Genomic DNA, 19,818 nt, shown 5'->3' on the forward strand with positions numbered 1-19,818 from the left:
AGTTGATGCATTCGGTGACTGGTTCACCGCCATCGGGGGCAAGCCCCCTCCCACACTTGAACCGGTTCCTTCAGTTACTTAGTCATTTACGGGACAACCGATGCTTTTTAACCAAGCCTCACGCCTGGCCAAGATCACCAGCCCCCTGGGGCCGGATGTGCTGCTGCTCAATGAAATGGGCGGCGGCGAAGAGCTGGGGCGGCTGTTCAACTATGAGCTGCAACTGACGTCCCTGGACGCCAACATCGACCTCAACCAGTTGCTCGGCAAACCCATGAGCGTGGGCCTGCAACTGGCGGACGGCGGTGAGCGGCACTTCCACGGTATCGTCGCGCGCTGCAGCCAGAACATCGACCAGGGCCAGTTCGCCAGTTACCAGGTGACGTTGCGCCCGTGGCTGTGGCTGCTCAGCCGTACCTCGGACTGCCGGATTTTCCAGAACCTGAGCATCCCGCAGATCATCAAGCAGGTGTTCCGCGACCTGGGGTTTTCCGACTTCGAAGACGCCCTGAGCCGGCCGTACCGCGAGTGGGAATACTGCGTGCAGTACCGCGAGACCAGTTTCGACTTCGTCAGCCGCTTGATGGAACAGGAAGGCATCTACTACTTCTTCCGCCATGAACAGGACCGCCATGTGCTGGTGCTGGCTGACGCCTACGGTGCCCACACCACCGTGCCGGGCTACGCATCAATCCCGTATTACCCCAAGGACGAGCAGCAGCGCGAACGCGACCACATGCACAACTGGCACCTGGCGCAAGAGGTGCAGCCCGGCTCGCTGGAGCTCAACGACTACGACTTCCAGCGCCCCAGCGCGAGCATCGACGTGCGCTCGGCCATGCCGCGCCCGCACACCGCCGGCGACTACCCGCTGTACGACTACCCCGGCACCTACGTGCAAAGCGCCGACGGCGAACACTACGCCCGCACCCGCATCGAAGCCCTGCAGACCCTGCATGAACAGATCGAGTTCAGCGGTAACGCGCGTGGCCTGGGTTCGGGGCATTTGTTCAGCCTCACCGGCTTCAGCCGCCAGGACCAGAACCGCGAATACCTGATCGTCGGCATTCGCTATTACATCGTCCAGGAAAGCCTGGAAAGCGGCGGAGGTTCGGGCGGCGCGCAGTTCGAAAGCAGCCTGACCTGCATCGACGCCCAGCAGAGCTTCCGCCCGTTGGCCAGCACCCACCGCCCTATCGTCAAAGGCCCGCAGACCGCGCTGGTGGTCGGGCCCAAGGGCGAGGAAATCTGGACCGACCAGTATGGCCGCGTGAAGGTGCACTTCTACTGGGACCGCCACGACCAATCCAACGAAAACAGCTCGTGCTGGATTCGTGTGTCGCAATCCTGGGCCGGTAAGAACTGGGGCTCGATGCAGATTCCCCGGATCGGCCAGGAAGTGATTGTGAGCTTCCTTGAAGGTGACCCCGACCGGCCGATCATCACCGGGCGGGTCTACAACGCCGAGCAGACCGTGCCTTACGACCTGCCGGAAAACGCGACCCAGAGCGGTATGAAAAGCCGCTCCAGCAAAGGCGGCACGCCGGCGAACTTCAATGAAATCCGCATGGAGGACAAGAAGGGGCTGGAGCAGTTGTATATCCATGCTGAGCGCAATCAGGACATTGTCGTCGAAGTCGACGAAAGCCATTCCGTGGGGCATGACCGGAATAAGAGCATTGGGCATGACGAGGTAGTAACGGTCGGCAACGACCGCGTGCGTGCGGTCAAGCATGACGACATGCTCATGGTGGGGTTCAGCAAGACCGATGCCATCAGTAAGAGCTACCTGATTGAAGTGGGTGAAAACCTGCGTCTGGTCTGTGGCAAGAGCGTGCTGGAGCTCAACGCCAGCGGGCAGATCAACCTCACCGGCGTGCAGATTAACGTGTACTCCGAAGGCAGCTCCGAGATCAACACCGGGGGCAACTTGCACCTGAACATTGGCGGCAAGGGCGGCACTACGCCCATGGGCCAAGGGGTCAAAGGCGAAATCGACGCTGCCGTCAATTCCATGTTTCCCAAGCCGCCTTCCGGCCAATAACGAGATCCGAGTTTCATGACCTATCGACTCAATGAACTGCAATTCACACTGCCCAGCGAAGAGGTGCAGGATGCGTCCATCAATATCCTGAAGTTCGCCGCGCTAGGCACATCGTTGATCGTCAGCCGTAGCCTGCTCGGCGATGATGAAACACTGCAAAGCAACTTCGAAGGCCAACTGGCCAAACTCGAGAAACAGGTGCAAGACTTGCGCTACCAACCGGCGCAGGTAGTTCGCGTGGGCGCGGCGCAGGATGTCGACGCCATCGAAGTACATAACCAGTTCAGCAAGGGCGCCGAGCGTATCTATCAATACCAGTTGGCGCTGGTTGTACCGGGCACCCAGCAGATGCTTGCCCTGAGCTATGTCAAAGCCCAGCCTCTGGGCGACGCTGAAAATGTCCACTGGGCAACGATCAAAAACACCCTGCTGCTGAATCCGAAGCCTTGAAGCCCTTCCACCATGTCTGACGCACTTTGGGCGGCACGCCTCGGCGACGGCCTGCTACACACCTCGGTTATGGCCGACATCCTGGGCGGCGTGCTGGAAATCGCAGCCAATATCGCTATTACAGCGGTAGCCACTGCTGCGATCGTGGCCGCGGCCGGTATTACCGTCGTTACCGGCGGCCTGGGCTGTTTTGTGCTCGGCGCGGTGGTGGGAATCATCGTCGGTATCGGCATGAGCAAGACGGGGGCGGACAAGGGACTGACAAAGGTTTGCGACTGGATAGGCAACGCGTTATTTCCGCCGGTGGTGATGGCGACGATCGCCACCGGCTCACACAACACTTTCACCAACGGCACACCCTCTGCACGTGCCGCAGGTGCTATCGGTCCGGTCAGCTCGCAACTCGCCGAAGGTGGCAGTCCCGAAGAAGCCAGCTACCTGGACATGGCCAAGGGTTTTTTCTCGCAGATGTGGCGCCCCACAGTAGCGGTTCCTGCGCCAGGCGCAGTACCCAAGCCGCTGGATATCGTGATCTGCACCAAGCATCCGCCGATGCCGCCGCAGTTTATTGCCGAAGGCTCCAGCAAGGTCACTATCAACGGTCAGCCAGCCGCCCGTAGCGGTGACCGCAGCACCTGCGACGCCTCGATTGTCGAGTCGGGGATGATCTCCAGCAACGTGCGCATTGGCGGTAGTCCGGTGGTGGTCCGCGAGATTCGCAGCGGCAAGACGCCGGGTGTCGGGCTGGCGGTAACCGCGCTGTTGATGCTGCGCGGCGGTGGTTCGAAGTTCTTCAGCAAGCTGCCGTGCATGGTGGTGGGCGGACTGGTGTCGTGGGGCACCAGCCAGGTTACCAACGCCATTTCCTCTGCCGTGGTCGGCTCGCCCAACCCGGTGCATAGCTCGACGGGCGCGAAAATACTTGATGGCGAGGACGACCTGGACTTCGCCTTGCCCGGCCTTCTCCCTATCGAATGGCAGCGCTACTACAGCAGCCGAGACGAACGTCGAAATGGCCTGTTCGGCGCCAGCTGGAGCGTGATCTACGAAGTGTTTGTCGAGATTGGCGCACACCCCGAAGGTGGCGAGCGACTGGTCTATACCGATGAGCAAGCGCGCCAGATCGACATGGGCGTGATCCCGCTGGGTGGAGCTGTATTCAGCGCCGGTGAAGGCTTGAGCGTGCGGCGCAATACCAATGGCCAACTACTGATCGAAAGCGTTGATGGACTCTATCGACTGTTCGAGCCAACGCCGGACACCCCTTCGCAACTGCGCCTCAGCCAGTTAGGGGATCGCAATGACAACCGCATTTTTCTCGACTATGACGCCCAGGGTCGGCTGAGCCAATTACGAGATACTTTCGACCATGTGCGCGTCGAGTTGGGTTATAGCCAACAATGGCCGGCGCGGGTAGAGCGAGTCGATCGCGTGTACCCCGATCACAGTCGAGAAACGCTCGTCAGCTATGCCTACGACACTCGCGGCGACCTGGCCGAAGTTCGCGACGCCGCCGCAAACGTGCAACGTCGCTTCGCCTATAACGCTGGCCAGCGCATGGTCGAGCACCAACTGCCCACCGGTCTACGTTGCTACTACCACTGGGAATGCGTGGAAGATAGCGAGTGGCGTGTGGTGCGGCACTGGACCGATGAAGGTGACGAGTACCGGTTCGACTATGACCTGTCGGCCGGTGTGACCCAGATTACGGACGGCTTGCAACGCGTCAGCACGCGCCGCTGGAACCCGCAGTACCAGATCACCGAGTACACCGACAATCTGAGGAAGACTTGGCAATTCGAGTGGAACGACGAACGTCAGTTGCTCGGTGCAATTGATCCTCAAGGCGGTAAATGGCAGTTCGGCTACGATGAATCCGGCAACCTGTGCAGCACTCAAGATCCGTTGGGGCGTATCGAGTCCACATTGTGGCTGGAGCATTGGTCGCTTCCATTAGTGGAGACCGATGCGGCAGGCCAAGCGTGGCAATATCAGTACGACCAACGAGGTAATTGCGTCAGTGAAATCGACCCCTTGGGGCATGTCACACGGTATCGCTACGATACGTTTGGTCAGGTGGTGGAGATCATCGATGCCACGGGCAAAAGCAAAACCCTGCGTTGGAATGAAACCGGACAGTTAATTCAGCATGTCGATTGTTCGGGGTACCCCACAGCGTTTGAGTACGACCGCCAGGGCCACTTGCAGGTAGTCATCGACGCCTTGGGCGAACGGCAGCGTTATCAACACGACCGCCAAGGCCGCTTGCTGCAAACCGAAATGCCGGACGGTCGCACCGAGCAGTACCTGCGCGACACCAGCGGTCTGTTGATCGGCTATACCGACGCTGCGGGTCACACCACTCGCTACCAATACGGCCGTCGCGGGCAAGTGCGCCAACGAATAGATGCCCACGGCAGGCAAATTGAGTTCCGCTACGACGCCTATGGTCGGTTACAAACCCTGACCAATGAAAACGCGGAAAGCTACCGCTTTGCCTGGGACGAGGGAGACCGCCTCACGGAACAGCAAGACTTGGACGGCAGTGCTCGACGTTATGACTATGATGCGTTGGATAATCTGGCTACCTTAGAGTACGTTCCCTCGAATGAAGGACTGGCAGTGCCGTCCCCTATCGTGCATCGCCTGGAACGCGATGCGGTTGGTCGCTTGCTGGTGAAAGTTACCGATGATGGCCGTACCGAATACGCCTACGATCCGGTGGACCAGCTCACCGCCGTCACTTTCACAGGCAATGATGAAACCACCCAGGCTTTGGCCTTTGCCTACGATCCGCTTGGTCAACTGATTACCGAACAAAGCGCCGCCGGCAGCCTGAACCATCACTACGATGAACTCGGCAACCTGATCCAGACCCAACTGCCCGATGGCCGCTGGCTCAATCGCCTGTACTACGGCAGCGGTCACCTCCACCAGATCAACCTCGACGGCCGTGTCATCAGCGACTTCGAGCGCGACCGCCTGCACCGCGAAGTGCTGCGTACCCAAGGCCAGATCACCACGCGCAGCGAATACGATCGCAGCGGCCGCCTGCGCTCACGGATACGCCGCCCCAATGGCCAGCCCACGCAACTGCCGGCCGCCCAGCAAAAACACTTCGACTACGACCCGGCCGATAACCTGATCGGTCGCCTGGAACGCGACCGCGACAAGCATCGGGACCAGCGTCAACTGCTGCACTACGACGCGACCGGTCGCATCATCGCCAGCCAGGACAACGCTCAAGGCCAGCAGGAAACCTTCGCCTACGACGCCGCCGCCAACTTGCTGGACGGGCCGCCGGCCGGTGCAGGGCTAGTGGTGCATAACAAACTGCTGACCTATCAGGACAAGCGCTACCGCTACGACGGTTTCGGTCGGATGATCGAAAAGCGCAGCGCTCTACGCGGCGCACAGCACTTTGCCTACGACGCAGAGCATCGCCTGATCGAGGTCCGCAGCCAGAAAGACGGGCGAGAAACGGTCGTGAAGATGACCTACGATCCGCTCGGCCGACGTATCGTCAAAACCGAACACGACAGCCACGGGTATCCCTTGGGCGAAACCCGCTTCGGCTGGGAAGGCTTGCGCCTGCTGCAGGAACACCGACACAGCCAGACCAGCCTCTATATCTACGAAGAGGACAGCTATATACCACTGGCCCGGGTGGATGGAACGGGTGCACACCAGAGCGTGCGTTACTACCACAACGACCTGAACGGGCTACCGGAGCAACTGACCGAGGCCGACGGCCACACCGTGTGGCGGGCGCAGTATCAGGTGTGGGGGAACACGGCTGAAGAGGTGCGCGAAGCGTACTTTATCGAAGAGCAGAATTTACGCTTCCAGGGGCAGTATCTGGATCGAGAGACAGGGCTGCACTACAACACGTTTCGGTTTTATGATCCGGATGTGGGGCGGTTTACGACGCCAGATCCGATTGGGTTGGCGGGTGGCGGCAATCTTTACCAATACGCTCCTAACCCGGTGGGTTGGATAGACCCCTGGGGCTGGGCCTGTTCCTCAGCACAACGGCGGCAGAATAAAGCCAATGGTAAAGCCGCTGAAAACCTGGTGCATCAGAAGTTATTAAATAACCCCAAAGTGACGGTGCTCGGTACACAGGTTTACGTCAAAACTCCAGGTGCAGGGAGAGGACGCTACGTAGACATTCTGATAAAAAATAACAAAACAGGGAAAGTCGTCGCAATTGAGGTCAAGTCAGGTGGTGCTATACGGTCTAAAGCCCAGCTTGCAAAAGACAAAATCATCGCCGATGGGAAAGGCATATTTGGTAGTTCTGGAAAAAGTACAAAAGGCGTAACCGTTAGCGAAGCCAGAGTCCCACTATGGAGGTTGCCGTAATGACTGAGACTGTAAAAGATATATTGAATTTACTAACTTCCTTCCTAGCAGAACCCTTTGCGAAACATGGGTACACGCTAAAAAAAGACAGATTTTTTGAGACGAATGGCGAGCGTGGCCGGACTCGTCGCTACACGATAAATCTATCTAAGAATAAGGGATGGTTTTCTCTTCACTTGACACTCCAGATCGTCGACCCAGCGTTGATGACGTGCGTAAATGAGGTGCTTAACAAAGCACTCCGAGACGAACGGTTTGAATATCCGGAAAACTGGTCTCCGTCTGTCATCGAGAAGACCATTAAAATCCGCACGTCTAACTCTATTGTCGCCGAACTGACGGACTGGCGGATACTGAAAAACACCGACGAAACACTTGAAAACTTTAATGAACGCTTTTCAATATGGTTGTGTTCATTTGACAGCCTGGATGAAAAACCTGACTGGAAAGAGCAGTTGCTGGCCAGCATTGAATTGGCCCAGCGTTGGTTTGACGCAGCAGATTCGACAGACTGGATTCGCGCCAACACTGATTATCCATCTCTTTATTTGCTGTATAGCGAAGGTCAAAATCAGCAACTTGAAGACAAATACAAAGCTACGCTGAAATCCTCTGAAGACCCGCATGAGGTGGAACTTTTTTACCTGCATCTATCTTGATAGAAAGGGAGGAAGCTGGAGATTCGCCTCATGTCCCAAGCCATACACAACTCATTGGTCAAAACCGGCATCATCACGCAACAACAAGCCAGGACGGCGAGGCGTTCTGCCGCGTCATTCGCCAAACGAAAAGGTTGTTTCTAAAGGATCACGGGCTATGGGTATCAATCAAATTATTCTCTCAGAGCAAGACCATAACCTTGGACAAATAGGCGGAGGTGCGTGGCTTACAGGCCTTGATCTGTGGCCTAAAGACCCGCAAACCGGTCAGCTTATGCTGCCGGTGATTACGATGACCTCAACGTTCTTGGGCGTTCCATTCATACCCTCCGGGATGGCGCTTACGGTGTTCGTCTCCGTTGAGCCAACTGACAAAACGTACACACGGTCATCTATACGCAAGTTGACTGTCCATCAACAAAGCGAGATGGAGAAACTTCAACTTGGCCATAGCAAAGTTCTGCTTCACGCACTGGCGACTTCCGAACTCACACCCGCTACGTTGGTTGATCCGATTCCACGAACGTACATTGCCCAGCAGCCATTGACTTCCAAACAAATGGAGGAGGAACTGGAAGACTTGGACTGTGGCGCGGGTATCAGCAAGGCTCTCGGGCGCCCCGCGTGGTTGCAAGACCCTTTGTATGAAAGCCCTCGCTACTATTTTTTGGCTCAGCTAATCGACGCTGACATCGCTAAAATAAGTCCTAACCACGAAGGGATATTCGGTGGTGGTATCGGCTATATATTTGCCGATAATCGAGCGAAAAAGATGAAAGAGGGAGATGTGGGTGGCTATTTCCTCGTTCAATTTACTTGAGTACACAGCACATGAAACCATCAACAGCCCTCGGATGCTTCCTGTAGTCGTGTTCACTACGCTAGCAAAAAACGAGCACCGATCAAGGCTCGTTTACCGAAAGGCAAGATCATATTGTGCTCAATCCCAATCTTCAGTTAACGGGGCTGGCCCTAGCTTACGCCTGCGCCTAGCGTCCATCAGCTGGAACGTGATGCGGTTGGCCGGCTCGTCGCCAAGACCACCGACGATGGCCGCACCGACTACCACTACGACGCGGCGGACCAGCTCACGGCTGTCACCTTCACCGATTCGCAGGGCAATGCCCAAGCCCTGGGCTTTGCCTACGACGCCCTCGGCCAACTGCTTTGCGAGTAGAGTTCGGCGGGCAACCTGCAACACCACTACGACGAACTCGGCAACCTGATAGGCAAACTCGACCAACAACCCGCTGCGCAACACCGCCAGTTGCTGCACTACGACGCCACCGGCCGCATCATCGCCAGCCAGGACAGCCTGCACGGCCAGCAGGAAACCTTCGCCTACGACGCCGCCGCCAACTTGCTGGACGGGCCGCCAGCCAGTGCAGGGCTGGTCGTGCATAACAAAGGGTGTTGAGGAATCGATAAGCCCATTACGCCACTCAAATAAGTTCGAAGAACTTGTTGAACGTTTTCGATCGCAATGCCCTACCGCGTTCCTCGATACACTTTCATGCACCCTGCTGGACTCTATTTATCAAACTACTGTGTCCGGCGCAGACAACTTTCCAGTACAGGCCATGACCGACAATATATTGTTATTGGCCTGGTGCAAGAAGCGTGAAATGGCCCACGAACGCACCGAGTATTACAAGTCCATCCTTCAAGGATGGCCGGAAGGTGTGACGCAACGTGTAGGCGGATCAGCGGGCTGGGAGCGTGAAGTTAAAACGCTGATGGACCCGGAGCATCTTGAGAGCTCCGTTGCACAAGAATTAAAGAAGTTCAAGCTGAGCCAATTGCCGGATCACTCGCTGGTGTGTGATTAACCGGCAAGGCCCTCACAAAAAATGGGCACCCGACCCAGTCGGCGTGCCCATTTTTCCTACCTCCCCGCCCCCTTCGAGACGGTAACGCCATTACGCGTTGACAGTGTCTTTCAGCGATTTGCCTGGCTTGAACGCAACAGTGTTGCTGGCCTTGATTTTCACCGGCTCGCCGGTTTGCGGGTTTTTGCCGGTGCGGGCGCCGCGGTGGCGTTGCAGGAAGGTGCCGAAGCCGACCAGGGTGACGCTGTCCTTGCGGTGCAGGGCGCCGGTGATTTCTTCGAGAACGGCGTTGAGGACGCGGTTGGCCTGTTCTTTGGTGAGATCCGCTTTTTCAGCGATGGCGGCTGCGAGTTCTGGTTTACGCATAAGTGAAGCCTCTTTGACGGTTTTTTGTTGTTATGTCCGTGCTGCTCTCTTCTGGAGCAGCGCCCAAAGCGCCGCAGGCTCTACTCTGCGGCAGACGGGAGTGAGGATGGCATGCCCTCGCACGCTCCGCCAGTCTCGCGGCGACCTTTCTAAGGGGAAAAACGTGCTTATTCCGACAGAACGACCGGTATTTACGCCAGCAATGGCGGAAGTTCTTTATTGAGGGCCAGTTTTTCCATCACCGCAGTGCCGGTCAGTGCATACCCCAGCAGGCGGCCACTGGCGTCGCGGCACAAGGCCTTGATGTCGGCGCCCTCGCCTTCCACGCTCCACACGCCTTCGGTGCCGCGTGGCGGTGGCGAGACCACCAACGGGCAGACCGGCGTCTTGACGGTCACCGGCATCGGCCCGTAGCTGACCGCCGTGGCGTTGCCGGCCAGGGTCTGGGCCAGGGCGCGGGCGCAGCTCATCAGTGGCATCACGTACAGCAGGTTCAAGCCGTCGACCTCGGCGCAGTCGCCCAGGGCGTAGATGTTGGCGTGGGAGGTCTTGAGGTGGCGGTCCACCATGATCCCCCGGTTGGTCTGCAGGCCTGCAGCAGCGGCCAGGTCGACACGTGGGCGCAGGCCGATGGCGGAGACCACCAGGTCGCAGGCGATCACTTCACCGTCCGACAGATGCGCTTCCAGGCCATCATCGGTGCGCTGTAGCCGATTGAGCACCGGGCCCAGGTGGAAGCGCGCGCCGAGGCCTTCCAGACCGGCCTGTACTGCGGCGGCGGCCGCCGGGTGCAGCAGGGTCGGCATGACCTGCTCGCACGGTGCCACCAGATCGATTTCATAACCGCCAAGAATCAAGTCGTTGGCGAACTCGCAGCCGATCAGGCCGGCACCGAGCAGCAGCACGCGGCGCTTACCGGCAGCGGCGGCACGAAAGCGGGCGTAGTCTTCGAGGTCGTTGATCGGGAAAATCAGTTCAGCCGCATCGCCTTCAACCGGTACCCGCACGGTTTCTGCGCCCCAGGCCAGGATCAGGTCACGGTAAACCACCGCCTCCTCGCCGATCCACAGGCGCTTATGGCCGGGGTCGATGCCGCTGACGCGGGTGTGAGTACGCACTTCGGCCTTGAGTTGCTCGGCCATGGTGCCGGGTTCAGCCATGCTCAGGCCATCGGCTTCCTTGTTCTTGCCAAAGCCGGTGGAGAGCATGGGCTTGGAGTAGGAGCGCCCGTCATCCGCGGTGATCAGCAGCAATGGGGTCTCGCTGTCGAGCTTGCGAAACTCCCGGGCCACGTTGTAACCGGCCAATCCTGTGCCGATGATCACGACAGGTGCGTTCATTCCTTTCTCCTTGTAGTACTTATCTGAAAACCAAAATTAGCCGATTTCGATCATTTCGAAATCCATTTTGCCCACGCCGCAGTCCGGGCACAGCCAGTCTTCCGGGACGTCCTCCCAACGAGTACCAGGCAGAATTCCGTCATCCGGCCAGCCGTCTTTTTCGTCATAGATCAGGCCACAGACTACACATTGCCACTTCTTCATTACTTGCTTCCTCAGGGTCCAGGCATCTTGGCCGACGGTCGATAGACCCGCGTTGCCGTGCGGCTCAGGGCGTTTTGTACTGATCAGGGCCGGCAGATGCAAGCACGATCGACGCAAGCAGCCGGTTCAGTCCGGCAAACACCCAGGACGCCATGGTAAGCTCGCCGCCTCTTTTGCTGCCAATACTGACTCACCGTGCCGCACTCAATCGTCCCTCCCGATGCTTGCCAATGGCTGATCCAGAGCCTTCTGACCCCTGCGCCCGCGCCTTTGACCCTCAATTGGCTGTTCAACGAAGACTCGCTGACGCGGCGGCTGACGTGGCTGTCCAACGACGGTTTCAGCGTGACGCCACTGTTCGAAGGCTGGCAGCCGCTGCGCGATGACGAATGTGCTGCCCTGGCGCTGGCGCCGTCCAGCATCGGTTGGGTGCGCGAGGTGTATTTGCGCGGCAATGGCCAACCGTGGGTGTTCGCGCGCAGTGTCGCGGCGCGCAGCGCCTTGCAGGGCGACGGCTTGCATATGGATGAACTGGGCAGCCGCTCGCTGGGCGAGTTGCTGTTCTGCGACCAGGCCTTCACGCGCCAGGCCATCGAGGTGTGCCATTACCCACGGCACTGGTTGCCCACGGCCGATCAGGTCGACGGGCTGTGGGGGCGCCGCTCACGCTTCGATCGCGGGCCGCTGAGCGTGCTGGTCGCGGAGATCTTTTTGCCCAGCTTCTGGCACGCACTGCACGCCCATCCGGAGAACTGCTGATGTACCAACGTCTGCTCAAATCCCTTAACCACCTGAACCCCAGGGCCTGGGATTTCGTTCAGTTGACCCGCATGGACAAGCCCATCGGCATCTACCTGCTGCTGTGGCCGACGCTGTGGGCGCTGTGGATCGCGGGCAAGGGGTCGCCCTCTTTAATCAATATCGTGATTTTTGTGCTGGGCGTGGTGCTGACCCGGGCCGGCGGCTGCGTGATCAATGACTGGGCCGACCGTAAGGTCGACGGCCACGTAAAACGCACCGAACAGCGCCCGCTTGTGAGCGGCAAGATCAGTTCGAAAGAGGCGCTGGTGTTTTTCGCAGTGCTGATGGGCATCAGCTTCCTGCTGGTATTGTTGACCAACGCCACGACTATCCTGCTGTCCCTCGGTGGTCTGGCCCTGGCGGCAAGCTACCCGTTCATGAAGCGCTACACCTATTACCCGCAGGTGGTGTTAGGGGCGGCATTCTCGTGGGGCATGCCCATGGCGTTCACCGCCGAGACCGGTGATTTGCCCGCGACCGCATGGCTGCTATACATCGCCAACCTGCTGTGGACAGTGGGCTACGACACCTATTACGCCATGACCGACCGCGATGACGACTTGAAGATCGGCGTGAAGTCCACGGCCATTCTGTTTGGCGATGCCGATCGCGTGATCATTCTTACCCTGCAAGGCCTGTCGCTGGTGTGCCTGCTATTGGCGGGGGCGCGATTTGAGCTGGGCGGGTGGTTCCACCTGGGGTTGCTGGCGGCGGCGGGCTGTTTTGCCTGGGAATTCTGGTACACCCGGGACAAGGATCGGATGAAGTGCTTCAAGGCGTTTTTGCACAACCACTGGGCCGGGTTGGCGATATTTGTCGGGATTGTGGCGGATTACGCATTTCGCTAGGTGCCGTTATTTGGGGTGACTGGGCTGACGCCATCGGGGGCAAGCCCCCTCCCACATTTGGAATGCATTCAAATGTGGGCGCGGGCTTGCTCGCCAAGATCTCAGCGGCGCCGCAGGCTCAAGGCTTGATCACATGCCAAACGCCACCCTTGCCATCACCGGTCTTGTCACCGGCCTTTTTATCATCCTTGTAGGTGTAGACCGGCTTGCCGCCATAGGCCCACTGGCTGGTCTGGTCGTCGCGGGTGATAACCGTCCATTTGCCCATCGACTTGTCGGTGGACTCCGCCTTCAACGGCGGCCAGTTGGTCGCGCACTGGTCCTTGCACACTGACTTGCCGTCGGCATCCTTATCGAAGGTATAAAGGGTCATGCCCTTGTGGTCGACCAGCATCCCGTCTTGAGTCATCGCCGGCTCTGCCGCGAACGCCAGGGTCGGCAGCGTCAACGCCGCCGTTACCAGCAGGGCTTTCCAGGAAATTGTGCTGTACGTCATCGGAACCTTCCTTTTGTGGTTGTCAGGATTCGGACCCAAAGCGTAGCCCAGAGAGGCGCAAATTGCCCGAGCGACTAAATTACTGTCACACGACTGCAATAATTCCGTTATCTAATGCGGCGCAAGACAGTTAAATGACAAGAGGATTTTTGAGCATGGTTGGCAGGAGCATTCTGATTGTTGACGACGAAGCGCCCATCCGCGAGATGATCGCCGTTGCGTTGGAAATGGCCGGCTATGACTGCCTGGAGGCGGAGAACTCCCAGCAGGCCCATGCCATTATCGTCGACCGCAAGCCGGACCTGATCCTGCTGGACTGGATGCTGCCCGGCACCTCCGGCATCGAGCTGGCCCGCCGTCTCAAGCGGGACGAGCTGACCGGGGACATCCCGATCATCATGCTCACCGCCAAGGGCGAAGAGGACAACAAGATCCAGGGCCTGGAAGTCGGCGCGGATGACTACATCACCAAGCCGTTTTCCCCACGGGAGCTGGTTGCGCGTCTGAAGGCCGTACTGCGCCGTGCCGGGCCGACCGATGGCGAAGCCCCCATCGAAGTCGGCGGCCTGCTGCTGGACCCGATCAGCCACCGCGTGACCATCGACGGCAAGCCGGCCGAGATGGGCCCGACCGAATACCGCCTGCTGCAATTCTTCATGACCCACCAGGAGCGCGCCTATACCCGCGGCCAATTGCTGGACCAGGTGTGGGGCGGCAACGTGTATGTGGAAGAACGTACTGTCGACGTGCATATCCGCCGTCTGCGCAAAGCCTTGGGCGATGCCTACGAGAATCTGGTACAAACCGTGCGCGGCACTGGCTACCGCTTCTCCACCAAAGGCTGAGAGCCTGACTTAAACGCTGACAAGGACGCATGTTCAAGTGAATCAAAACTGGCATGGCACCCTGATCCGCCACATGCTTTTGCTGATCACCGGCTGCTTGTTGGTCGGCTTGGTCAGTGGTTACTACGGCTGGAGCCTGGCCGTCGGTATCGCCGTGTACCTGGGCTGGACCCTCAAGCAATTGCTGCGCCTGCATGAATGGCTGCGCCAGCACAAACCCGACGAAGCACCTCCCGACGGCTACGGCCTGTGGGGCGAGGTGTTCGACAGCATCTACCACCTGCAACGCCGCGACCAACGGGTGCGCGGGCGCCTGCAAGCGGTGATCGACCGGGTGCAGGAGTCGACCGCCGCGCTCAAGGACGCGGTGATCATGCTCGACAGCGACGGCAACCTGGAATGGTGGAACCGCGCCGCCGAGACCCTGCTGGGCCTCAAGACGCCCCAGGACAGCGGCCAGCCGGTGACCAACCTGGTGCGCCACCCACGCTTCAAGGAGTACTTCGAACAGGAGAACTACGAAGAGGCCCTGGAAATCCCCTCGCCCACCAATGACCGCGTACGCATCCAGCTGTACCTGACGCGCTACGGAAACAATGAACACCTGATGCTGGTACGCGACGTCACCCGCATTCACCAGCTGGAACAGATGCGCAAGGACTTCGTCGCCAACGTTTCCCACGAGCTGCGTACGCCATTGACGGTGATCTGCGGTTACCTGGAGACGCTGCTGGACAACGTCGACGAGATCAACCCGCGCTGGAGCCGCGCCCTGCAGCAAATGCAGCAGCAAGGCTCACGCATGCAGACACTGCTCAACGACCTGCTGTTGCTGGCCAAGCTGGAGGCCACCGACTACCCGTCGGATAACCACCCGGTGGCGGTGCAGAGCCTGTTGCAGACCATCAAGAACGACGCCCAGGCCCTCTCCGGCCAACGTGGGCAGCAGATCACCCTGGAAGCCGACCCGACCGTCCTGCTCAAAGGCAGCGAAGGTGAGTTGCGCAGCGCGTTTTCCAACCTGGTGTTCAACGCGGTCAAGTACACCCAGGACAAGGGCAATATCCGCATCCGCTGGTGGGCCGATGAACAGGGCGCACACTTGAGCGTGCAAGACTCCGGCATCGGCATCGACGCCAAGCACCTGCCGCGCCTGACCGAGCGGTTCTATCGCGTCGACTCCAGCCGCAATTCCAACACCGGCGGCACCGGGCTTGGCCTGGCGATCGTCAAGCATGTGCTGCTGCGCCACCGTGCACGCTTGGAAATCAGCAGTGTGCTGGGGCATGGCAGTACGTTCACCTGCCATTTTCCTCCGGGGCAGATGACGCGTTCGCGGGTGATCGGAAATGATGAATAACCCGACGTCGATACAAATCTAATGTGGGAGGGGGCCTGCCCCCTCCCACATTGGATTTGTATGGTTTTGAAGTAGGCATTCCAGGCCCCACCCGGCAGTGGGCACTAGGCAAGCGCCCCGTCAGCCGCTACATTGGCCGACTGCGCCTGTCTTTCAGGCCCTTTCGTCACCTCTTATTGAACACACGGAACCTGCAAAACCCCATCATGGACCCTTCCCCTGGCATCACCCTCGCTACACTCTTCGCCGACTTCGGCATGATTCTTTTTGCACTGGTCCTGGTACTGCTCAACGGTTTCTTCGTTGCGGCGGAATTTGCCATGGTCAAACTGCGTTCCACGCGGGTCGAGGCCATCGCCCATACCAACGGCTGGCGCGGGCAGATCCTGCGCACCGTGCACAGCCAGCTCGACGCTTACCTGTCGGCCTGCCAGCTGGGTATCACCCTCGCCTCCCTGGGCCTGGGCTGGGTCGGTGAGCCGGCGTTTGCGCACATCCTCGAGCCGCTGCTGGGCGCCGCGGGTGTCGAGTCGCCGGAAGTGATCAAGGGCGTGTCGTTCTTCGCCGCGTTCTTCGTGATTTCCTACCTGCACATCGTGGTCGGTGAACTGGCGCCCAAGTCCTGGGCCATTCGCAAGCCCGAACTGCTGTCGCTGTGGACGGCGGTGCCGCTGTACCTGTTCTACTGGGCCATGTACCCGGCGATCTACCTGCTCAACGCCAGCGCCAACGCCATCCTGCGCATCGCCGGCCAAGGCGAGCCTGGCCCGCACCACGAACACCATTACAGCCGCGAAGAACTCAAGCTGATCCTGCACTCCAGCCGGGGCCAGGACCCGAGCGACCAAGGCATGCGCGTACTCGCCTCCGCCGTGGAGATGGGCGAGCTGGAAGTGGTGGACTGGGCCAACTCCCGGGAAGACCTGGTCACCCTGGACTTCAACGCCCCGCTCAAGGAAATCCTCGCGCTGTTCCGTCGCCATAAATTCAGCCGTTACCCGGTGTATGACGCAGTACGCAACGAGTTCGTGGGCCTTTTGCACATCAAGGACCTGCTGCTGGAACTGGCGGCCCTGGACCATATTCCCGAGTCGTTCAACTTGGCCGAGCTGACTCGCCCGCTTGAGCGTGTGTCGCGGCACATGCCGTTGTCGCAATTGCTGGAGCAGTTCCGCAAAGGCGGCGCGCATTTCGCCCTGGTGGAAGAAGCCGACGGCAAGATCATCGGCTACCTCACCATGGAAGACGTGTTGGAAGTCCTGGTGGGCGATATCCAGGACGAACACCGCAAGGCCGAGCGCGGCATCCTGGCCTACCAGCCGGGCAAGCTGCTGGTGCGGGGCGACACCCCGCTGTTCAAGGTCGAACGCCTGCTGGGAGTGGACTTGGACCACATCGAGGCCGAAACCCTGGCCGGCCTGATCTACGACACCCTCAAGCGCGTGCCGGAAGAGGAAGAGGTGCTGGAGGTTGAAGGTTTGCGGATCATCATCAAAAAGATGAAAGGGCCGAAGATCGTATTGGCCAAGGTCCTGCTGCTGGATTGACCGTCAATTGCCCAATGCAAAATTGGGCAATGCACCGACGGGTTGGTTGAACTCGTACGGGATCGACACCAATCCCGCCTCAGTGGCGCGCTGCACCACAAAATGCAGATGCGGCCCGCTGCTGTTGCCGGTATTGCCCGACAACGCCAGCGGGCTTCCTACCGCAACACGCTGCCCAACCCTGACACTGACCGAGCCTTGCTTGAGGTGCAGGTACACGCCCTCGGTACCGTCATCGTGACGTACCCGCACAAAATTCCCTGACGCATCGTTGCCCCGCCCGGCTTGCTCGTTTTCGGTTTTCACCACCATGCCGCTGCGTGCGGCGATGATCGGCGTGCCTTCGGGCATGGCGATGTCCATGGCGTAGCGGCTTTTGGCGTCGGTATGGCTGAAGGTGCCGTTGGGGCCCTGTGTCATGCGGAACGGGCCGCCGCGCCAGGGCAAGGGGTAGCGGTAGGCCTGGGGTACGTAACGGGATTTCGGCCTATCGAGTATCGGCCGTTCGACCTTGCGCTCCTGGATCACGAACGCCTGGGCGCCAGGGGTTTGCCGGTCGCTGAAAAACACCACGCCATTGGCATCGGTGGATTTGTAGAGGGTCATGGCCTGGGTCGAAGTGGCGACCGTTGCCAGCCCGCAACACAGCAATAAGCGCATGAGCATGGCGTAAACCTGCCGATATGACTGGACGGAAGATTAGCAAGCGATCGTTACAGTCTGTAGTGAGCGGGCTTGCCCCGCGCGGGGCAAGCCCGCTCACTACAAATCAGGCACCCGGCACAAAATGCTTCTGCGCCGTACCCCGCGCGATCAGGCGGGAGATGTAATCGAGCTTCTGCGCATCCTGGTCGATAAACCGGAAGGTCAGTTGCAGCCAATCGCTGTCAGGCTTGGGTTCGAAGGCAACGATGGCGTGCAGGTAGCCGTTGAGACGGGCCACTTCGGCGTTATCGCCTTGTTCCAGGTCGAGCACGGCGCTTTCCAGTACCTGAGGCAGGACTTCGCCGCGACGCACCACCAGCAGCGCTTCCTTGATGCTCAGCGCCTTGATCACGCATTGCTGGGTACCGCTGGACAGGCGCAATTGGCCTTGGCCACGCCCTCCTGCCGGCGCCGCCGTCGTCGCCGCTTGCACCGGCGGGCTGTTGAGCAAGCCTTTGTTGAGCGCAGGCGCGGCTGCCGCAACCGGTGCTGCACGTGCCACTTCGGGCTTGCCGCCGGTCAGGGCGCTGAGGGAATCGTTACCAAAGGCCGAATTCATTTTGGTCGGTGCGCTGGCGACCAGGGCGTCGAGGCGGCCGATCTTGTGCAGGGCCTGCTTGACCTTGTTCAGCAACTGCTCGTTGGTGAACGGTTTACTGACGTAGCCGGAAACCCCGGCCTGGATGGCCTGGACCACGTTTTCCTTGTCGCCACGGCTGGTCACCATCACGAACGGCATGGCTTTGAGGTGAGGTTGCTCGCGGCACCAGGTCAACAGCTCAAGCCCGGACATCTCCGGCATTTCCCAGTCGCACAGCACCAGGTCGAAGGTCTCGCGCATCAGGATGGCCTGGGCCTTTTTGCCGTTCACCGCGTCTTCAAGCTTGATCCCTGGGAAGTAGTTGCGCAGGCACTTCTTCACCAGGTCGCGGATAAACGAGGCGTCATCCACCACCAATACACTGACTTTACTCATCGACCCTTCATCCTATAAAAACTTCGGCACGCAAAACGCCTGACTGATGGCATTTTGCCAAAAACTCTGCAGTCACGTTCGGACTTTCTTTTACCCGACCTGAAAAAGTCAGGCGCCACAAACGAAAACGCCCGGCCAGAGGCCGGGCGTTAATTTCTCGGGCAACTTACTTATCGTCAGATTCGCCCGGAACATTAGGGATTTGATCAACCGAACCTTCAACTTCAGCCTTCATGCGCTTGAGGCCCATGTGCCGTACGTCGGTGCCGCGCACCAGGTAGATCACCAGTTCCGAGATATTACGCGCGTGGTCGCCGATCCGCTCCAGGGAGCGCAGCACCCAGATGATGCTCAAGACCCGCGAGATAGAGCGCGGGTCTTCCATCATGTAGGTTGCCAGCTCACGCAGGGCGGTCTTGTATTCGCGGTCGATGACCTTGTCGTACTGGGCCACCGACAACGCCAGTTCGGCGTCAAAACGCGCGAATGCATCGAGGGCATCGCGCACCATGTTGCGCACCTGATCGCCGATATGGCGCACTTCCACGTAACCGCGCGGCGCTTCGCCTTCTTCGCACAGCTGAATGGCACGGCGGGCGATCTTGGTGGCTTCGTCGCCGATGCGCTCCAGGTCAATCACCGACTTGGAGATGCTGATGATCAACCGCAGGTCGGACGCCGCCGGCTGGCGACGCGCAAGAATGCGCAGGCATTCTTCGTCGATGTTGCGTTCCATCTGGTTGATCTGGTCGTCGATCTCACGCACTTGCTGGGCCAGGCCCGAGTCGGCCTCGATCAGCGCAGTCACAGCGTCGTTGACTTGCTTCTCCACCAGCCCGCCCATCGCCAGGAGGTGGCTGCGCACTTCCTCGAGCTCGGCGTTGAACTGCGCGGAGATGTGGTGGGTAAGGCCTTCTTTGCTAATCATGTTGGCGTCCTTGGAGCGTCCGGTAAGGTGCGGAGAACCGCAGCGTCAGTGCAAT

At 59.4% G+C, this 19,818-nt stretch carries 18 protein-coding genes and 1 pseudogene; 12 read left to right on the top strand and 7 right to left on the bottom strand.

The window, feature by feature from the left end:
* The first annotated feature begins 100 nt into the window (after positions 1 to 100).
* The 7 genes and pseudogenes from QCBJ_RS16765 to QCBJ_RS16795 all read left to right on the top strand — a co-directional run bounded on the left by QCBJ_RS16765 (position 101) and on the right by QCBJ_RS16795 (position 9,347).
* The gene (locus QCBJ_RS16765) at positions 101 to 2,044 is read left to right on the top strand and encodes a type VI secretion system Vgr family protein (protein WP_102061216.1); all 1,944 of its coding nucleotides are present in this window, start codon (positions 101 to 103) and stop codon (positions 2,042 to 2,044) included.
* Between the two features lie 15 nt (positions 2,045 to 2,059).
* On the top strand, positions 2,060 to 2,494 hold the full coding sequence (locus QCBJ_RS16770; RefSeq protein ID WP_093542691.1) for a DcrB-related protein: 435 nt from the start codon (positions 2,060 to 2,062) through the stop codon (positions 2,492 to 2,494).
* Between the two features lie 12 nt (positions 2,495 to 2,506).
* Positions 2,507 to 6,859: an RHS repeat-associated core domain-containing protein gene (locus tag QCBJ_RS16775; RefSeq protein ID WP_102061217.1), complete on the top strand. Its 4,353-nt coding sequence runs from the start codon at positions 2,507 to 2,509 to the stop codon at positions 6,857 to 6,859.
* Positions 6,859 to 7,518 (top strand): hypothetical protein, encoded by a 660-nt coding sequence (locus QCBJ_RS16780; protein WP_102061218.1) that lies wholly within the window; start codon positions 6,859 to 6,861, stop codon positions 7,516 to 7,518. Before QCBJ_RS16775 ends, QCBJ_RS16780 begins: the two co-directional genes overlap by 1 nt.
* Before the next feature lie 157 nt (positions 7,519 to 7,675).
* Positions 7,676 to 8,338, top strand: coding sequence for a hypothetical protein (locus QCBJ_RS16785; protein WP_102061219.1), 663 nt, complete (start codon positions 7,676 to 7,678; stop codon positions 8,336 to 8,338).
* A 162-nt stretch (positions 8,339 to 8,500) separates the two neighbouring features.
* A pseudogene (locus QCBJ_RS16790) lies at positions 8,501 to 8,926 on the top strand (RHS repeat domain-containing protein); the annotation flags it as partial.
* 172 nt (positions 8,927 to 9,098) lie between these two features.
* Entirely contained in the window at positions 9,099 to 9,347 is a 249-nt protein-coding gene (locus QCBJ_RS16795) for a hypothetical protein (RefSeq protein WP_145994232.1), read from the top strand.
* A gap of 90 nt (positions 9,348 to 9,437) precedes the next feature.
* On the opposite strand, the gene QCBJ_RS16800 is transcribed toward QCBJ_RS16795, so the two are convergent.
* The 3 genes from QCBJ_RS16800 to QCBJ_RS16810 all read right to left on the bottom strand — a co-directional run bounded on the left by QCBJ_RS16800 (position 9,438) and on the right by QCBJ_RS16810 (position 11,257).
* On the bottom strand, positions 9,438 to 9,713 hold the full coding sequence (locus QCBJ_RS16800; RefSeq protein ID WP_003176958.1) for an HU family DNA-binding protein: 276 nt from the start codon (positions 9,711 to 9,713) through the stop codon (positions 9,438 to 9,440).
* 191 nt (positions 9,714 to 9,904) lie between these two features.
* Positions 9,905 to 11,053, bottom strand: a complete 1,149-nt coding sequence (locus tag QCBJ_RS16805; RefSeq protein ID WP_046034834.1) for an NAD(P)/FAD-dependent oxidoreductase — start codon at positions 11,051 to 11,053, stop codon at positions 9,905 to 9,907.
* A gap of 36 nt (positions 11,054 to 11,089) precedes the next feature.
* The gene (locus QCBJ_RS16810; protein ID WP_015886569.1) at positions 11,090 to 11,257 is read right to left on the bottom strand and encodes a rubredoxin; all 168 of its coding nucleotides are present in this window, start codon (positions 11,255 to 11,257) and stop codon (positions 11,090 to 11,092) included.
* 195 nt (positions 11,258 to 11,452) lie between these two features.
* Between QCBJ_RS16810 and QCBJ_RS16815 the strand changes: the two genes are divergently transcribed.
* Both QCBJ_RS16815 and ubiA read left to right on the top strand, forming a co-directional pair.
* Positions 11,453 to 12,016, top strand: a complete 564-nt coding sequence (locus tag QCBJ_RS16815; RefSeq protein WP_015886570.1) for a chorismate lyase — start codon at positions 11,453 to 11,455, stop codon at positions 12,014 to 12,016.
* Positions 12,016 to 12,906: a 4-hydroxybenzoate octaprenyltransferase gene (ubiA, locus tag QCBJ_RS16820; RefSeq protein WP_015886571.1), complete on the top strand. Its 891-nt coding sequence runs from the start codon at positions 12,016 to 12,018 to the stop codon at positions 12,904 to 12,906. Before QCBJ_RS16815 ends, ubiA begins: the two co-directional genes overlap by 1 nt.
* A gap of 118 nt (positions 12,907 to 13,024) precedes the next feature.
* Here ubiA and QCBJ_RS16825 read toward each other — a convergent pair whose 3' ends face one another.
* Positions 13,025 to 13,402, bottom strand: a complete 378-nt coding sequence (locus QCBJ_RS16825) for a hypothetical protein (protein ID WP_015886572.1) — start codon at positions 13,400 to 13,402, stop codon at positions 13,025 to 13,027.
* Between the two features lie 155 nt (positions 13,403 to 13,557).
* Between QCBJ_RS16825 and phoB the strand changes: the two genes are divergently transcribed.
* The 3 genes from phoB to QCBJ_RS16840 all read left to right on the top strand — a co-directional run bounded on the left by phoB (position 13,558) and on the right by QCBJ_RS16840 (position 17,154).
* Positions 13,558 to 14,247 (top strand): phosphate regulon transcriptional regulator PhoB, encoded by a 690-nt coding sequence (gene phoB, locus QCBJ_RS16830; RefSeq protein ID WP_003176964.1) that lies wholly within the window; start codon positions 13,558 to 13,560, stop codon positions 14,245 to 14,247.
* A 73-nt stretch (positions 14,248 to 14,320) separates the two neighbouring features.
* On the top strand, positions 14,321 to 15,607 hold the full coding sequence (gene phoR / locus QCBJ_RS16835; protein ID WP_232504885.1) for a phosphate regulon sensor histidine kinase PhoR: 1,287 nt from the start codon (positions 14,321 to 14,323) through the stop codon (positions 15,605 to 15,607).
* A gap of 206 nt (positions 15,608 to 15,813) precedes the next feature.
* Complete coding sequence (locus tag QCBJ_RS16840; protein ID WP_015886574.1) at positions 15,814 to 17,154, top strand: hemolysin family protein; 1,341 nt, start codon at positions 15,814 to 15,816, stop codon at positions 17,152 to 17,154.
* Between the two features lie 3 nt (positions 17,155 to 17,157).
* Here QCBJ_RS16840 and QCBJ_RS16845 read toward each other — a convergent pair whose 3' ends face one another.
* The 3 genes from QCBJ_RS16845 to phoU all read right to left on the bottom strand — a co-directional run bounded on the left by QCBJ_RS16845 (position 17,158) and on the right by phoU (position 19,763).
* On the bottom strand, positions 17,158 to 17,820 hold the full coding sequence (locus QCBJ_RS16845) for a M23 family metallopeptidase (protein ID WP_015886575.1): 663 nt from the start codon (positions 17,818 to 17,820) through the stop codon (positions 17,158 to 17,160).
* Positions 17,821 to 17,923: 103 nt separating this feature from the next.
* The gene (locus QCBJ_RS16850; RefSeq protein WP_064053223.1) at positions 17,924 to 18,835 is read right to left on the bottom strand and encodes a response regulator; all 912 of its coding nucleotides are present in this window, start codon (positions 18,833 to 18,835) and stop codon (positions 17,924 to 17,926) included.
* Between the two features lie 166 nt (positions 18,836 to 19,001).
* Complete coding sequence (gene phoU / locus QCBJ_RS16855; protein WP_015886577.1) at positions 19,002 to 19,763, bottom strand: phosphate signaling complex protein PhoU; 762 nt, start codon at positions 19,761 to 19,763, stop codon at positions 19,002 to 19,004.
* Between the last annotated feature and the right edge of the window lie 55 nt (positions 19,764 to 19,818).

The sequence above is a fragment of the Pseudomonas sp. QC2 genome, assembly GCF_002859085.1.
GTDB lineage: Bacteria > Pseudomonadota > Gammaproteobacteria > Pseudomonadales > Pseudomonadaceae > Aquipseudomonas > Aquipseudomonas petroselini.

What these genes read in the sequence shown, in the direction of transcription:
- phoR (WP_232504885.1), top strand. Translation starts at nt 14,321, where the DNA reads ATGCTTTTGCTGATCACCGGCTGCTTGTTGGTCGGCTTGGTCAGTGGT.
- QCBJ_RS16810 (WP_015886569.1), bottom strand. Translation starts at nt 11,257, where the DNA reads ATGAAGAAGTGGCAATGTGTAGTCTGTGGCCTGATCTATGACGAAAAA.
- QCBJ_RS16825 (WP_015886572.1), bottom strand. Translation starts at nt 13,402, where the DNA reads ATGACGTACAGCACAATTTCCTGGAAAGCCCTGCTGGTAACGGCGGCG.
- QCBJ_RS16845 (WP_015886575.1), bottom strand. Translation starts at nt 17,820, where the DNA reads ATGCTCATGCGCTTATTGCTGTGTTGCGGGCTGGCAACGGTCGCCACT.
- phoB (WP_003176964.1), top strand. Translation starts at nt 13,558, where the DNA reads ATGGTTGGCAGGAGCATTCTGATTGTTGACGACGAAGCGCCCATCCGC.
- QCBJ_RS16850 (WP_064053223.1), bottom strand. Translation starts at nt 18,835, where the DNA reads ATGAGTAAAGTCAGTGTATTGGTGGTGGATGACGCCTCGTTTATCCGC.
- QCBJ_RS16785 (WP_102061219.1), top strand. Translation starts at nt 7,676, where the DNA reads ATGGGTATCAATCAAATTATTCTCTCAGAGCAAGACCATAACCTTGGA.
- phoU (WP_015886577.1), bottom strand. Translation starts at nt 19,763, where the DNA reads ATGATTAGCAAAGAAGGCCTTACCCACCACATCTCCGCGCAGTTCAAC.
- QCBJ_RS16780 (WP_102061218.1), top strand. Translation starts at nt 6,859, where the DNA reads ATGACTGAGACTGTAAAAGATATATTGAATTTACTAACTTCCTTCCTA.
- QCBJ_RS16775 (WP_102061217.1), top strand. Translation starts at nt 2,507, where the DNA reads ATGTCTGACGCACTTTGGGCGGCACGCCTCGGCGACGGCCTGCTACAC.
- ubiA (WP_015886571.1), top strand. Translation starts at nt 12,016, where the DNA reads ATGTACCAACGTCTGCTCAAATCCCTTAACCACCTGAACCCCAGGGCC.
- QCBJ_RS16795 (WP_145994232.1), top strand. Translation starts at nt 9,099, where the DNA reads ATGACCGACAATATATTGTTATTGGCCTGGTGCAAGAAGCGTGAAATG.
- QCBJ_RS16770 (WP_093542691.1), top strand. Translation starts at nt 2,060, where the DNA reads ATGACCTATCGACTCAATGAACTGCAATTCACACTGCCCAGCGAAGAG.
- QCBJ_RS16800 (WP_003176958.1), bottom strand. Translation starts at nt 9,713, where the DNA reads ATGCGTAAACCAGAACTCGCAGCCGCCATCGCTGAAAAAGCGGATCTC.
- QCBJ_RS16805 (WP_046034834.1), bottom strand. Translation starts at nt 11,053, where the DNA reads ATGAACGCACCTGTCGTGATCATCGGCACAGGATTGGCCGGTTACAAC.
- QCBJ_RS16765 (WP_102061216.1), top strand. Translation starts at nt 101, where the DNA reads ATGCTTTTTAACCAAGCCTCACGCCTGGCCAAGATCACCAGCCCCCTG.
- QCBJ_RS16840 (WP_015886574.1), top strand. Translation starts at nt 15,814, where the DNA reads ATGGACCCTTCCCCTGGCATCACCCTCGCTACACTCTTCGCCGACTTC.